Source organism: Pseudomonas bananamidigenes, from assembly GCF_001679645.1.
GTDB lineage: Bacteria > Pseudomonadota > Gammaproteobacteria > Pseudomonadales > Pseudomonadaceae > Aquipseudomonas > Aquipseudomonas bananamidigenes.
The window spans coordinates 206,787-221,783 of the sequence record NZ_LRUN01000001.1; the positions used below are offsets into that span (position 1 = coordinate 206,787).

The 14,997-nt window shown below is 60.7% G+C and carries 7 protein-coding genes; 4 read left to right on the forward strand and 3 right to left on the reverse strand.

Annotation, left to right across the window (positions count from 1 at the left end; translation table 11 throughout):
- Positions 1 to 123 precede the first annotated feature (123 nt).
- Positions 124 to 1,308 carry a thiolase family protein gene (locus tag BBF94_RS00940; RefSeq protein WP_065257179.1) on the reverse strand — a complete coding sequence of 395 codons (1,185 nt, stop codon included), beginning with the start codon at positions 1,306 to 1,308 and terminating at the stop codon, positions 124 to 126.
- Positions 1,309 to 1,409: 101 nt separating this feature from the next.
- Entirely contained in the window at positions 1,410 to 2,924 is a 1,515-nt protein-coding gene (gene pap / locus BBF94_RS00945) for a polyphosphate:AMP phosphotransferase (RefSeq protein ID WP_065257180.1), read from the reverse strand.
- A 173-nt stretch (positions 2,925 to 3,097) separates the two neighbouring features.
- Here pap and mnmC point away from each other — a divergent pair, with 173 nt between their 5' ends.
- The gene (gene mnmC, locus BBF94_RS00950) at positions 3,098 to 5,077 is read left to right on the forward strand and encodes a bifunctional tRNA (5-methylaminomethyl-2-thiouridine)(34)-methyltransferase MnmD/FAD-dependent 5-carboxymethylaminomethyl-2-thiouridine(34) oxidoreductase MnmC (RefSeq protein WP_065257181.1); all 1,980 of its coding nucleotides are present in this window, start codon (positions 3,098 to 3,100) and stop codon (positions 5,075 to 5,077) included.
- 20 nt (positions 5,078 to 5,097) lie between these two features.
- On the opposite strand, the gene BBF94_RS00955 is transcribed toward mnmC, so the two are convergent.
- On the reverse strand, positions 5,098 to 9,933 hold the full coding sequence (locus tag BBF94_RS00955) for an NEL-type E3 ubiquitin ligase domain-containing protein (protein WP_065257182.1): 4,836 nt from the start codon (positions 9,931 to 9,933) through the stop codon (positions 5,098 to 5,100).
- 297 nt (positions 9,934 to 10,230) lie between these two features.
- On the opposite strand from BBF94_RS00955, the gene BBF94_RS00960 reads away from it, so the two are divergent.
- From BBF94_RS00960 to BBF94_RS00970, 3 genes are read left to right on the forward strand one after another with little or no spacing between them, the layout of a single operon-like run.
- Positions 10,231 to 12,003 (forward strand): N-acetylglutaminylglutamine amidotransferase, encoded by a 1,773-nt coding sequence (locus BBF94_RS00960; protein ID WP_065257183.1) that lies wholly within the window; start codon positions 10,231 to 10,233, stop codon positions 12,001 to 12,003.
- 3 nt (positions 12,004 to 12,006) lie between these two features.
- A complete protein-coding gene (gene ngg, locus BBF94_RS00965; RefSeq protein WP_065257184.1) occupies positions 12,007 to 13,749 on the forward strand; it encodes an N-acetylglutaminylglutamine synthetase in 1,743 nt (580 codons plus the stop codon).
- 60 nt (positions 13,750 to 13,809) lie between these two features.
- Complete coding sequence (locus BBF94_RS00970) at positions 13,810 to 14,994, forward strand: osmoprotectant NAGGN system M42 family peptidase (protein ID WP_065257185.1); 1,185 nt, start codon at positions 13,810 to 13,812, stop codon at positions 14,992 to 14,994.
- Positions 14,995 to 14,997: the final 3 nt, after the last annotated feature.

Consider the following 14,997-nt stretch of genomic DNA (forward strand, 5'->3'; position numbering starts at 1 on the left):
TCGCCCCATTCGCGAGCAAGCTCGCTCCCACATTCGATCACATTCCTTCAATAAGAATAGGGTCAACTGTGGGAGCGAGCTTGCTCGCGAAAGCTATCGAGAGAGCAAAACAAATTTCCGGACTTAACGCACCGCTTCAAATAACCCGGTCGCCCCCATCCCGCCACCCACGCACATGGTCACGATTCCGTAACGCAGATTACGTCGCTGCAACTCGCGCACCAGATGCCCGACCTGGCGCGAACCGGTCATGCCGAACGGGTGACCAATGGAAATCGAGCCGCCGTTGACGTTGTACTTTTCGTTGTCGATTTCCAGCCGGTCCCGGGCGTACAGGCACTGCGAGGCGAACGCTTCGTTCAGCTCCCACAGATCGATGTCGGCTACCTGCAAACCTTTGGCCTTGAGCAGTTTCGGCACGGAGAACACCGGGCCGATGCCCATTTCGTCCGGCTCGCAACCGGCCACGGTGAAACCGCGGAAAAACGCCTTTGGCTTGAGCCCCAGTTGCAGCGCTTTGTCCAGACTCATCACCAGCGTCATCGAGGCGCCATCGGACAACTGCGAGGAGTTGCCTGCCGTTACCGAACCATCCTCGGCGAACACCGGTTTCAGTCCGGCAAGGCTTTCATAAGTGGTGTCCGGGCGGTTGCAGTCGTCGCGATCGACGATGCCGTCGAGGATCTGCACCTCGCCGCTGTTCTTGTCCTCGACCCGGTATTTCACCGCCATCGGCACGATTTCGTCACTGAACAGCCCTGCTGCCTGCGCCCGAGCGGTGCGGATCTGACTTTGCAGCGAGTAACGATCCTGGGCCTCGCGGCTGACGCCGTAACGACGCGCCACCACTTCGGCGGTCTGGCCCATGGTGTAGTAGATGCCCGGCGTCTGCTGCTTGAGCAACGGGTTGATCAGGTGATCAGTGTTGACGCTTTTCAGGGTCAGGCTGATCGACTCGACGCCGCCGGCAACGATGATGTCGCTGCAACCGGAAGCAATCTGGTTGGCCGCAATCGCAATCGCCTGCAAGCCCGAAGAGCAGAAACGGTTGAGGGTCATGCCTGCCGTGCCGGTGCCCAGTCGTGAAAGCACCGCCACGTTGCGCCCGATGTTGTAGCCCTGGGCGCCTTCGTTGGAACCGGCACCGACAATGCAGTCCTCGACGCTGGCCGGGTCCACATCGTTGCGCGACAGCAAAGCGTTGACACAATGGGCCGCCATGTCATCCGGGCGGGTCTGGTTGAACTTGCCGCGAAAGGACTTGGCCAGGCCGGTCCGTACGCTGTCGACGATCACCACTTCACGCATGGCATACCTCATTGCTGCAGTCGGTTGAGAGTGAACCGAGCATAAGTCCACCTCATCGCCCGTCGCGACAATCATTCACCTCGCGTATGCGGGTTCATCGCTCAGTTTTTGTGCTTCTTTTCCTTCTTGCCGGATTTCTCGAAGGCTTCTTCCAGCGCTCGATTGATCGTGCGCAGCACCTTGACCCGGGCCCAGCGCTTGTCATTGGCCTCGACCAGCGTCCATGGCGAGATTTCGGTACTGGTTCGGTCGACCATGTCGCCCACGGCGGCGCGATACGCGTCCCATTTGTCGCGGTTGCGCCAGTCGTCTTCGGTAATCTTGAAGCGCTTGAACGGGATCTCTTCACGGGCCTGGAAACGCTCCATTTGCGTGTCCTTGTCGATGGCCAGCCAGAACTTGACCACGATCACCCCGGCATCGGCGAGCTGTTCTTCGAAATCGTTGATTTCGCCGTAGGCGCGCATCCAGTCGGCGGTGCTGCAAAAGCCCTCGATCCGCTCCACCAGCACCCGGCCATACCACGAACGATCGAACACGGTGAACTTGCCCCGGGCCGGGATGTGTCGCCAGAAGCGCCACAGGTAAGGCTGTGCCCGCTCCTCTTCGGTCGGCGCGGCAATCGGCACGATGTTGTACTGACGCGGATCGAGCGCCGCCGCCACCCGCCGGATCGCCCCGCCCTTGCCCGCCGCATCGTTGCCTTCGAACACCGCCACCAATGCATGGCGGCGCATGCGTTTGTCGCGCATCAGTCCGGACAGTCGCGCCTGTTCGGTGATCAACTGCTCTTCGTAGTCTTTCTTGTCCAGACTCTGGGCAAGGTCAAGGCTGTCGAGCAGATTCAACTGATCAACCGACGTACCGAGCGGTTGCGCACTGACCGCGCTCGAATGCACATCGGGGCGCTTCAATGCGTTTTGCAGGCCCTCAAGCAGAATCTTGCCGACGGTCAGGCTGCGGTAGTTGGCGTCCACCCCTTCGATGACATGCCACGGCGCATAGTCGCGGCTGGTGCGGCGCAGGACCCGCTCGCCGTATTTGACGAATTTGTCGTAGGTCTGCGACTGCTGCCAGTCCAGCGGGCTGATCCGCCAGCTGTGCAGCGGGTCGTCGGCCAGCGCCTTGAGCCGCGCCTTCATCTGCTTCTTGGACAGGTGAAACCAGAACTTGAAGATCAGCGCACCTTCGTCGCAGAGCATCTTTTCCAGACGTTCGGCCCCGGCGATGGCCTGGTCCAGTCGCGGATCCTTGAACAAGCCGTGCACCCGGCCCTGCAGCATCTGGCTGTACCAGTTGCCGAAAAAAATCCCCATCCGCCCCTTGGCCGGCAACATTCGCCAGTAACGCCAGGCCGGTGGCCGCGCCAGCTCTTCATCGGTCTGCTGGTCAAAGGTACGCACTTCGATCAGGCGCGGGTCCATCCACTCGTTGAGCAGCTTGACCGTCTCGCCCTTGCCGGCACCTTCGATGCCGTTGATCAGGATGATCACCGGAAAACGCTTTTGCTGCTGCAATTCGAACTGGGCTTCAAGCAAGGCTTCGCGCAGGGCGGGCACGGCGGCGTCGTAGGTGTCTTTGTCGATGGCGTGACCGATTTCAGCGGATTCGAACATGGGGACGGCTCCTTCCAGAATTCAGCAAGACTAGCGGATTGGGCACGGGCGCGGCACAGAAATTCCCGCTGGCGGCGGATTGTCCGCGAGTCATCCGCAGCAAGGTTTGCCATGGATCAAGCGCGACCCGCGTGATCGGCTAGAATGGCCGCCTTGTCGTTGCCGAGCCTGCCATGAAACCTGTAATGCCCCACGCCCAACTCGACTGGGATGACCAGGGACGCCCGCGTTCGCGAGTGTTCGACGATGTGTATTTTTCCGATCAGTCGGGGCTGGATGAAACCCGCTACGTATTCCTTGAACAGAATCGACTGGCCGAACGCTTTGCCGCTCTGCCGGCGGGCGGACGACTGGTGATCGGTGAAACCGGCTTCGGCACCGGGTTGAATTTTCTCTGCGCCTGGCAACTGTTCGAACAACACGCGGTGGCCGGTGCGCGGCTGCATTTCGTCAGCGTCGAAAAGTTTCCGTTGAGCCCCGTCGACCTCCAGCGTGCGCTGGCGTTGTGGCCTGACCTGAAGCACCTCAGCGATCAACTGCTCAAGCATTACGTGGCAATCCATCAGGGCTTTCAGCGCATGATGCTGGACAACGGGCGGGTCACCCTGACGCTGTTGATCGGCGATGCGCTCGAACAATTGCCGCAACTGGACGGCCAGATCGATGCCTGGTTCCTCGATGGCTTCGCCCCGGCGAAAAACCCCGAGATGTGGACCGCCGAACTGTTCGCCGAACTGGCACGGCTGGCGGCACCCGGCTCGACCATCAGCACATTCACCAGCACCGGCTGGGTCCGTCGCCTGCTCAATGCCGCCGGGTTCAAGATGAAGCGCACGCCGGGCATCGGCCACAAATGGGAAATCCTGCGTGGCGAGTTTACTGGCTGGCCGGAGGATGCTCCGTTACCGACACCAGAGAAACCATGGTTCGCCCGCCCTGCACCGCTTGCCGGGGAACGTCATGCGCTGGTCATCGGCGCAGGCCTGGCCGGTTGCGCTACAGCTTCCAGCCTCGCGGCACGGGGTTGGCAGGTCAGTCTGCTGGAGCGTCATGCAGCGGTGGCGCAGGAAGCCTCGGGCAATCCCCAGGGCGTGCTGTATCTGAAACTGTCTGCTCACGGCACGGCACTTTCTCAGTTGATCGTCAGCGGCTTCGGCTACACCCGGCGTCTGCTGGAAACCCTGCAGCGGGGCACCGACTGGGATGACTGCGGCGTGCTGCAACTGGCGTTCAATGAAAAGGAACGCGAGCGTCAGGCACAACTGGCGGCAGCGTTTCCCGAAGACCTTCTGCAATGGCTCGATCAACCCGAGGCACAAGTGCGCGCCGGGATCGGCCTGGCGCATGGAGGTTTGTATTATCCCGAAGGTGGCTGGGTACATCCGCCTGCGTTGTGTCAGGCGCAGTCTGCGCAGCCGGGCATCACGTTGCTGACTCATCAGGACGTTGTCGAGCTGCGCAAGGTCGACGGCCAGTGGCAAGCTTTCGACGGTGACCGAATGATCGCAACGGCGCCCGTCGTGGTAATGGCCGGCGCCGCCGAGATCAAACGGTTTGCGCAGAGCGCCGAACTGCCGCTCAAACGCATTCGCGGACAAATCACCCGACTGCCGCAGACTACACAAAGTCAGGCACTGGCCACCGTGGTGTGCGCCGAAGGTTATGTCGCACCGGCACGCTTGGGCGAGCATACCCTCGGCGCCAGTTTCGATTTCAACAACGACGACTTGACCCCGACCATCGCCGAACACCTGGGCAATCTGGCGATGCTCGAAGAAATTTCCAGTGACCTGGTTTCGCGTCTGCATATTGAGGAGCAGGAGCCCGAGCGTCTTGAAGGACGCGCGGCGTTCCGCTGTACCAGCCCCGATTACCTGCCGATCGTCGGCCCGCTCGCCGACCGCAAAGCCTTCGATCAAACCTATGCAGTGCTGAGCAAGGATGCCCGGCAAGTGCCAGACATCGTCTGCCCGTGGCTGGACGGCCTGTACGTCAATAGCGGCCACGGTTCACGCGGCTTGATCACCGCACCACTGTCGGGCGAGTTGCTGGCGGCCTGGCTGGACGACGAACCGCTGCCTTTGCCCAGAAGCGTGGCGCAAGCCTGCCATCCGAACCGGTTTGCCTTGCGACGACTGATACGGGGTCAATGACTTGTCGTCATGGACCTTTTTCAACTGCCGGGCAACACGCAAGCACTGCCCTCAACCAACCGCAGCACTTGGTCGGTCAATCGCTCGAGCAAGGCACTTTCGGCTTGCTCCAGCCGTGCAGCACAACCGTTCATTTCACTCAGATAGTCGACCGAGCTCAGCTCTTCGGAGCGTTCGAACAACGCCTGAGCCTCTTCATGAAAAGGCGCCCGGGCGTCGTCGAACTGCGTCCCGAAGCTGCTTTTAACGTAATCGTTCCAGAAGGGCTGGCGAACCAGAAACGTCAGCCATTCGGGAGACAGCTCGGCGGTCTGTACTCTGTCGATGGCTTCCAGCAAATCCGCCCCGGTCACTTGCGCGATCGATGCGTAAAGCATGTGCGAAGGCTGCCCTGGCAATTCGAGTGCCTCTGCCAGCCCCGATCGATAGGCAAGGGCTACCTCCAGAGGATCGGGTGCCGAGCGGGTCGCGGCATGCTCCGCGGCAATATTGTCCAGTTGTTCAAGCCGAAACAGCCCTCTCGCCAGCTTGATCAGCGACGGCGCCGAAGGTTTCCGGCCACCGGACGCACGGGTCACGCGACGGACCTGTACCGCCACCTCCAGATGACTGAAATTCAGTGCCGCATTATCCGTACAGTTGATCGGATTGGCCGCCAGATCGAAGATCTGCTGGCGCAACTCGGCATCGGCTTGCGTGGCCTCAAGCACATTCCAGACCCGTCGCGACATGTCCTTGCGCACATGCACGGATTCGGCAGAGTTGCCCAGTTCCGCCAATAACTGAAACAGACCTTCCGCCATCGGATCGTCCTTGATTGCGGTCCACGTCTGCAGATGTCGAGAGCCCACCGTCCCTCCGGTTTCAGTCAACCAGATCGAGCGTGCCAGGTTTTCGTCCAGTCGCGCGGGGTCGTTTTCCAGATACCCCATCCCCACACCCACCGACTTGCGATAGGAATCAAGATGAACTTTGCTGGTGTCGGAAATCGGGTTATTGCGCAAGTTGATCGTTTCACTGAAGCGTCGGGAGGTTTCAAAGAGCCAGTCGGGCAGATCCCGGATATCGTTGTCCCGCAGATCCACCTTTTTCAGATTGGGCAAAAACCTCAATCCCTTGGGCAGTTCTGTGGCACGCGTGTTACGCAGGTAAAGGTGATTGAGATCGAACAGGTTTCCGACATCCACCGTGGCACCCAGATGGTTCCCGCTCAGATTCAGACTTTGCAACGTGCGTAAACGGGACAATTTCACCAGCGCCTGTTCTGTCAGCTGTATCCGGTTGTTTTCCAGGCTCAGGTGTTTGAGGTTCGGCATGTGCGAAATGACCTCGGGCAGCCGGGTCAACTGATTGCTGTCCAGGCTGAGGGACTCGACATTTTTGAAGGCTTTGAGGAAGTAGGCGACATCGTTGTCCACCAGCATGTTCTGCAGGGACAAATACCTGACATGTTCGAAAGTCAAACCGGGTGGCAACATCGGCAGCTTGCCGCATCGCATGCCATCAAGATTCAGACCGTACACCGGGCGCTCGAACTCATCACGCTGGAAAACCAGCCGGCAAAAGCAATCCTCGATCTCGAAAGCCACGATCTGGCGGCACTCATGCACCTCGGTCAACGGCCCCCCCAACGCTTTCATGGCTGCCTGATCTTCCATCCAGACATCCATGACATCGCGCAGTCGCCTGAGATATTCCTGCAGCTCTCTGACCCGAAGCGCCCGAGTGAGATGGTCGCCGCCTGCCTGATCAAGAAACTCATTGGCCTGCTGGTCGGTAAACAGCGGGAAAAGTTTTTTTACCTTGCGCAGCAAGCGTCGTGAGTGAGCCGGTGTCTCGACCGGCGAGTCGGCGAGGGTGCAGGAAGACTCTTCAACCGGTAACTCGAAGGGCTCCCCTCTCAACAAACGGGCGCAGCCTTCACGCTCGTCCATGGCGACGTCCAAGAGTCTGCTGCGCAAGCGTGCACCATCCTCCGCCCTCGCGTCGGCAAAACCCAGCGCCTTGCGCGGCCCCGCCGGGAGACTCTCAAGAATGGCCTGATAAAGGCTGTCGGGGCCCGATGCGATGCGCCCCAGCGATCTGTTCTGACTGTCGAATACTTCATAGCCGTTTTTCAGCCTGACCAGTGTGCGTGCATTGGCCGATGTGAACGGATGCGGGCCAACGGATTCCAGCACCGCGCCCTTCAGTGTCAGCTCCCGCATCTGAAGTGACAGCGTCGAGTCCCAGCCGCTGAGCTGCGGCAATAAACGGATCGCCAGTTTCTGTGTATCGGCATTCGCGATGTCCGCCAGATAGAAACCGGTCAATGCCCGCTCCACACGCACGGCATCCGAGGCCTGTCGACAGCGCTGCGCCAGTCCCATCGGGATCCGTCCGGTGGTACGCAGATGCAGGCGCTCCACACTGGCCGATTGCCTGAGCATTTCCTCCAGATGACGTGCCGGTATATCGGGATAGGCATTACGAGCCTTCATCACTTTGCCGGAGTCGGTCTGATCCAGACGTCGATACATGTGCTCGAATACCGATGTCCGGTCAGCACCGACCTCCGCTCCCAGTTTTTTTGCCAGTTGGCTTCTCTCATTGGCAACGCTGACGCCGCCCCCCAGCAAAGAAGTCTTTTCCTCTGCCGACATGCCTGCCAGGACCGTTTGCAGCAGCTCCCCTTTTTCCAGCTGGTTCTGACGCACGACAAGGCTGACGGTGTCATCGTCGATAGTGTTGGCAGGATAGGTCGCCGAGATCCTGCCGTTGTCATCGATGACCTTGATGTAATGATCGGCCGGCCAGTGGGTGAGTCGGGGCAACGCGTGCAGTTGTTCCTGAACGTATCGCGTGTCGCTCGCTTCACCTCCTTTCATCGCGGCAATGAACTCGCGCAGCCTGCGCTCAAGCCGGAAGCGTTCGACAGTGTCCTGAAAGCGCGCAGGGAGCGACCGGTTGCTTTCACAGAGACGATGCAACTGCTGAGCTCCGAGACCGCTCAGCCGACGCATCATGTCCAGGTCAGCGTCCTCGAACTCGGCCAGCATCGGGTCGATACGCTTGAGCATATAGGCACTGCTCCATTGATCCGCACGCTCCGATGCATGACGCCAGCCGCCGTGCCGGCCCTGTTCAACTCCGGGTGCATAGGCTGTCGCTCGTCGCGGATGCCGGACTTGCCAACGGCCGGAAACCGGATCCTGTTGCACTGCGAACTCCTGATCCCCCATGCGGATAAACACTTCGTCGTTGACCCGGTAAAATCCTGCGGCATCAGGTTTCATGTCGATCCCTGCCGGCAAGGATTGTCGGTAATGGACCAACTCCGACTTCCAGAGACGGGACTGACCGTTGCGGTCAAGAATGGTGGTGAACGGTTCAAAGAACTCCGGATGCTTGCGCACCGTCTTGATCGCCAGTGATTTCAAGCCCTTGATTCCGGCACCGACGGCTGCCATTAGCGCGATGTTTTCCGCCACGCTGAGCATGTGTGTCAGTGCCTCCTGCCGGTCTCCGCGACTCCAGTCCTCGATCCCCTCATAGACTTCGGCGAGCAATTGACCCACGGCCACCCCCATCATCAGTTGCCCGAGCACTGGTACGACCAGGCCGGCCAGGTTCGCCACCGTCATGCCGATTTCCAGATAGTGCAGCAGTCGCTTCTCGCGCTCGTCTTCATCTACATCTGCGGTGGGAACCGCCAGCGCCCTGGCATCGAATTGCAGCTTGGCCACGTGGCTCTTGAGCAAGTAGTCGAACAGTGGACCGGCCATGGCCAGTTGCTTGACGTGTCCAAGGCTCCGGCTGCTTGCAAACGCGCTGAAGAAGTCCGCCTTGTCGGCTTCACCGAGACAATGGGTGAAATAGGCCTTGTAGCTTTCAATACCCAGTTTGAAACCCAGATACTCCACAAACGCAGTGAAACTGGCGTATTCGTACAACGGCTGATCAGGTTCGCCCGGCATGTACACCAGGCACCACTCTTCGGGGTACAACTCGACGTTCCGCTCGGAAAACACCACGACGCTCCAGATACAACAACCGTGAATCTCGATGCCCTGCATGATCAGGGGCCGCCCCTGATACCGCAGGCTCTCGGCGCTCACTGAGCCGCCTGCGTCGATCAGGCGCTGCACGGTCTGGAATCCATCTTGAGTAATGTGATCTTTGGCCAGTGCCAGATGCAGGTCGAACTGCAACAACAGTTTTTTCAGCGTGGTGATGTCGCGAATCATCGGGCTGCCAATCAAGGTCTTGCCATCGACCTCCTTCAATCCGAAGACCTGCTGGAAATGTCGCTGATAGCTCCGTCCAAGATCCAGTTCGCGACAGAAAGCGGCAAATGTTGACGGCGTCAGGCCCGGAACGCCGCCGGGTTCGTTGGCGATACGGATTACGCTCCCCTCGGGCAGGCCACCTGTCTGTGCTTCCTCTTCCGTGAAGTTCTGCATGGCCGCTTCCAGCAGCGTAACCCTGGCAGGCTCGTAGACGGGCTGACCGCCCCCGGGCGGGATCGTGGGCTCGCAGCCGCAAGCGGCTCCCGGCAGCTCCAGAAAATCCTTCTCGACGTCAATGTCCCCTGGCCATCGAGCCGCGACGGCGTTGTTCAACCTGACGAAACAAAAGTCGTTCAACGGGCTCAGCAGATTCAGATCGACTTCGACCTTCGCCTGGGCGGCATGCAGATCGCGCGCCGTCTGTTCCAGGGCTGCCAGGGTCGTGACCGAGGCGTTCAGCAGCCGGTGAGGCAGGCTTTTTTGCAAGGTCTGGGCGGTGTCCAGATCGCCGGTGGCTTCCAGCAAATAACTCAATATCTGCTTTTGGGTCGGTGGCGACGGCGAAACGACGTTATTGATACTCGGCATGGGCAATAGTCCTTTATTGCAGATTCGGACCCTCACCCTATCCGTCCCGCGCAGGGATGAAAAACATGAATAACTGCGCAGTCAGCCCCTCGAACCAGCAGCATTTCCCATGTTTCACATCAATATTTATCGCAACCGAGAACGATCTTTGCGCTATGGCACCCGCCGGTCTGGCCATTCCATTTATAACTTATCGATCTAAAACTCCCCCATCCTGACTGGGTCAGTTTCTGGGTAACGACCATTTTGGTGCGTTACGGCGACACCCTCCCCAACGGAAAAACCGGTAAGGACCTTATGTGCGGATTAGCTGGCGAGTTACGTTTTGATCAACAACCTGCAGACCTTGCAGCCATCGAGCGAATCACCCATCACCTGGCGCCTCGCGGCCCTGATGCGTGGGGTTTTCATGCCCAGGGACCGATTGCCCTGGGCCATCGGCGCCTGAAAATCATGGACCTGTCGGACGGCTCGGCGCAGCCGATGGTCGACAGTCAACTGGGCCTGTCCCTGGCCTTCAATGGCGCGATCTACAACTTCCCGGAGCTGCGCGCTGAACTCGAAGCACTCGGCTACGCGTTCTACTCCGGTGGCGACACCGAAGTGCTGCTCAAGGGCTATCACGCCTGGGGCGAAGCGCTGCTGCCGAAACTCAACGGCATGTTTGCCTTCGCCATCTGGGAACGCGATACCAAACGCCTGTTCATCGCCCGCGACCGTCTCGGTGTGAAGCCGCTGTACCTGTCGCGCACAGGCCAGCGCCTGCGTTTTGCCTCGACGCTGCCGGCTTTGCTCAAGGGCGGTGACATCAACCCGATCCTCGATCCGGTGGCGCTCAACCATTACCTGAATTTCCACGCCGTGGTGCCTGCACCGCGCACCTTGCTGGCCGGCATCGAAAAGCTGCCGCCAGCGAGCTGGATGCGTATTGAAGCGGACGGCACCACCGAGCAGAAAACCTGGTGGACGCTGCCTTATGGCCCACACGACGACGAGAAGAATCTGACCCTGGAAGACTGGCGCGACCGCGTGCTCGACAGCACCCGCGAAGCGGTGGCGATCCGTCAACGGGCGGCGGTGGATGTTGGCGTGCTGCTTTCCGGCGGTGTCGATTCGAGCATCCTCGTCGGCCTGCTGCGGGAAGTCGGCGTGGAAAACCTGTCGACCTTTTCCATCGGTTTCCAGGATGCCGGCGGCGAACGCGGCGACGAATTCCAGTATTCCGATCTGATCGCCAGGCATTACGGCACTCACCATCACCAATTGCGTATCGACGAAAAAGAAATCATCGAGCAACTGCCTGCCGCGTTCCGCGCCATGAGCGAGCCGATGGTCAGCCACGACTGCATCGCCTTCTATTTGCTGTCGCGGGAGGTGGCCAAACACTGCAAGGTGGTGCAAAGCGGCCAGGGCGCCGACGAGCTGTTCGCCGGTTACCACTGGTACCCGCAAGTCGACGGCGCGGCCGATCCGTTCGCGGCCTATCGTGAAGCGTTCTTCGACCGCAGCTACGAGGACTACGCCGCCACCGTGCAACCGAAGTGGCTGACGGCCAATGACGCTGCCGGCGACTTCGTGAAGGCACATTTCGCACAACCCGGCGCCGATGCAGCGGTCGACAAAGCCTTGCGCCTGGACAGCACGGTGATGCTGGTGGAGGACCCGGTCAAACGCGTCGACAACATGACCATGGCCTGGGGCCTGGAAGCGCGCACGCCGTTTCTCGACTATCGCCTCGTAGAGTTGTCGGCCCGCATTCCGGGCAGGTTCAAACTGCCCGACGGCGGCAAGCAGGTCCTGAAAGAGGCCGCACGACAGGTCATCCCGAGCGAGGTCATCGACCGCAAGAAAGGCTACTTTCCGGTGCCCGGCCTCAAGCACCTGGAGGGTGACACCCTGAGCTGGGTGCGCGAACTGCTGCTGGATCCGAGCCAGGATCGCGGCCTGTTCAACCCCGCCATGCTCGACAAACTGCTGACTGACCCGCAAGGCCAGTTGACCCCGCTGCGCGGCTCCAGGCTTTGGCAACTGGCGGCTCTTAACCTGTGGCTCAGCGAACAAGGAATCTGATCGATGAAACCTCATATGGCGTACAGCCAACGGCTGCTGCGCGGTCAGACGCCCTCCTACGAACGTTTGCAGGCACGTCTGGCCGAGGATGGCAATCAACCGAATGCCGAACCGATTGCCGTGCATTGCGGTTGGGGCCGGTTGCTGATCGGCCACACATTCCCCGATCCCGCCAGTCTTGCCCGGGAGTTGCTCAACGAACAACCGGGCGAGCGCGATATCGCGTTATACGTGGCTGCGCCGCAGCAGGTACTCGGTCTGGAACCGACCCAACTGTTTCTCGACCCCTCCGACACCTTGCGCCTCTGGTTCAGCGATTACCGTCAGGCCACCCGGGTGTTTCGCGGCTTCCGCATACGTCGCGCACAAAGCGAAGAGGACTGGCAGTCGATCAATCAGCTGTATCAGGCACGCGGCATGCTGCCGATCGATGCCACACTGCTCACCCCGCATCATCAGGGCGGGCCGGTGTACTGGCTGGCCGAGGACGAAGACAGCGGCGCGGTGATCGGCAGCGTCATGGGCCTCAATCATCACAAGGCCTACAACGACCCGGAGAACGGCAGCAGCCTGTGGTGCCTGGCGGTCGACCCGAAATGTTCCCGTCCCGGCGTCGGCGAAGTGCTGGTGCGCCATCTGGTCGAGCACTTCATGAGCCGCGGCTTGAGCTATCTCGACCTGTCGGTGTTGCACGACAACCGTCAGGCAAAAAACCTCTACGCCAAACTCGGCTTTCGCAATCTCTCGACCTTCGCCATCAAGCGCAAGAACGGTATCAATCAGCCGTTGTTTCTCGGTCCCGGACCGGAAGCCGATTTCAATCCCTATGCGCGGATCATTGTCGAGGAAGCCCATCGACGTGGCATCGATGTGCAGGTGGATGATGCCGACGCCGGAATGTTCACCCTCAGCCACGGCGGGCGCCGGGTGCGCTGCCGCGAATCCCTGAGCGACCTGACCAGCGCCATCAGCATGAATTTGTGCCAGGACAAAAGCCTGACCCACAAGGTGCTGAAAAACGCCGGGTTGAACGTGCCGTCACAGCAACTGGCGGCGAACGCGGACGATAATCTGGCGTTTCTCGATGAGCATCAGCGGATCGTCGTCAAACCGTTGGATGGCGAGCAGGGTCGGGGCGTGGCGGTGGATCTGCAGAGTATCGAAGAGGTGCAGAAGGCCATCGAAACCGCGAAGCAATTCGACAGCCGGGTGCTGCTCGAAAGCTTCCATGAAGGCCTTGATCTGCGGATTCTGGTGATCGGATTCGAAGTGGTCGCCGCTGCGATCCGCCGACCGGCCGAGGTGATCGGCAACGGCCATCATTCCATCGGCGCACTGATCGAGGCGCAGAGCCGACGTCGACAAGCCGCGACCGGAGGCGAAAGCAAAATTCCGCTGGATCACGAAACCCAACGCACCCTGCATGCGGCGGGTTACGACTACAGCAGCATCCTGCCGACCGGCGAGCATCTGTTCGTGCGGCGCACGGCGAACCTGCACACCGGCGGCACCCTGGAAGACGTCACGGCGATTCTGCACCCGACCCTGGTCGATGCCGCCGTGCGTGCGGCGCGAGCACTGGACATTCCGATGGTCGGGCTCGACCTGATGGTGCCCGCCGCCGATCAGCCGGAGTACGTGTTCATCGAAGCCAACGAACGGGCCGGCCTGGCCAACCATGAACCGCAGCCGACGGCCGAACGCTTTGTGGATCTGTTGTTTCCGCACAGTCAGCCGGCCGTTTGATCTTCCTTCGGCGTCATGCCCGCCCACAGTCGGGAATGACGCCCCGCAACAGGAGTTTTCATGACCATTCCCGAACCGGATCTGAACTACCTGCAGAAAGTCCTGCTGGAAATGCTCGCCATTCCCAGCCCCACCGGGTTCACCGATACCATCGTGCGTTATGTCGCCGAGCGTCTTGAAGAACTCGGCATCCCTTTCGAGATGACCCGTCGCGGCACCATCCGCGCCACCCTCAAGGGCAAGCAAAACAGCCCCGACCGCGCAGTCTCGGCACACCTGGACACCATCGGCGCCACCGTACGCGCCGTGAAAGACAACGGGCGTCTGACCCTCGCGCCGGTCGGCTGCTGGTCGAGCCGTTTTGCCGAAGGCAGCCGCGTCAGCCTGTTCACCGACAACGGCGTGATCCGCGGCAGCGTATTGCCGCTGATGGCCTCCGGGCATGCGTTCAACACTGCCGTCGACGAGATGCCGATCAGTTGGGATCACGTTGAACTGCGCCTTGATGCCTACTGCGCGACCCGTGCCGATTGCGATTCGCTGGGTATCGGCGTCGGTGATGTGGTGGCGTTCGATCCGTTGCCGGAGTTCACCGAAAGCGGCCATATCAGTGCCCGTCATCTGGATGACAAGGCTGGCGTCGCGGCACTGCTCGCCGCATTGAAAGCCATCGTCGACAGCGGTCAGGAACTGATGATCGACTGCCATCCGCTGTTCACCATCACCGAGGAAACCGGCAGCGGAGCGGCGGCGGCCCTGCCGTGGGACGTCAGCGAATTTGTCGGTATCGACATCGCCCCGGTCGCGCCCGGCCAGCACTCCAGCGAACACGCGGTGAGCGTGGCGATGCAGGATTCCGGCGGGCCTTATGACTATCACCTGTCGCGACATCTGCTGCGTCTGGCCGGTGAGCATGAGTTGCCGGTGCGCCGCGACCTGTTCCGCTACTACTTCAGCGACGCCCATTCGGCGGTGACCGCCGGCCATGACATCCGCACCGCCCTGCTCGCCTTCGGCTGCGACGCGACCCACGGCTACGAACGCACGCACATCGACAGCCTGGCGGCCCTCAGCCGACTGTTGGGCGCGTATATCCTGAGCCCGCCGGTGTTCGCCAGCGATGCGCAACCGGCCAACACATCACTGGACCGCTTCAGTCACCAGATCGAACACGAGACACAAATGGAAAGCGACACCCGTGTGCCCTCGGTGGACAGCCTGGTGGGGCAACGCCCGGACAGTTGAGTC

What these genes read in the sequence shown, in the direction of transcription:
- BBF94_RS00940 (WP_065257179.1), bottom strand. Translation starts at nt 1,308, where the DNA reads ATGCGTGAAGTGGTGATCGTCGACAGCGTACGGACCGGCCTGGCCAAG.
- pap (WP_065257180.1), bottom strand. Translation starts at nt 2,924, where the DNA reads ATGTTCGAATCCGCTGAAATCGGTCACGCCATCGACAAAGACACCTAC.
- mnmC (WP_065257181.1), top strand. Translation starts at nt 3,098, where the DNA reads ATGAAACCTGTAATGCCCCACGCCCAACTCGACTGGGATGACCAGGGA.
- BBF94_RS00955 (WP_065257182.1), bottom strand. Translation starts at nt 9,933, where the DNA reads ATGCCGAGTATCAATAACGTCGTTTCGCCGTCGCCACCGACCCAAAAG.
- BBF94_RS00960 (WP_065257183.1), top strand. Translation starts at nt 10,231, where the DNA reads ATGTGCGGATTAGCTGGCGAGTTACGTTTTGATCAACAACCTGCAGAC.
- ngg (WP_065257184.1), top strand. Translation starts at nt 12,007, where the DNA reads ATGAAACCTCATATGGCGTACAGCCAACGGCTGCTGCGCGGTCAGACG.
- BBF94_RS00970 (WP_065257185.1), top strand. Translation starts at nt 13,810, where the DNA reads ATGACCATTCCCGAACCGGATCTGAACTACCTGCAGAAAGTCCTGCTG.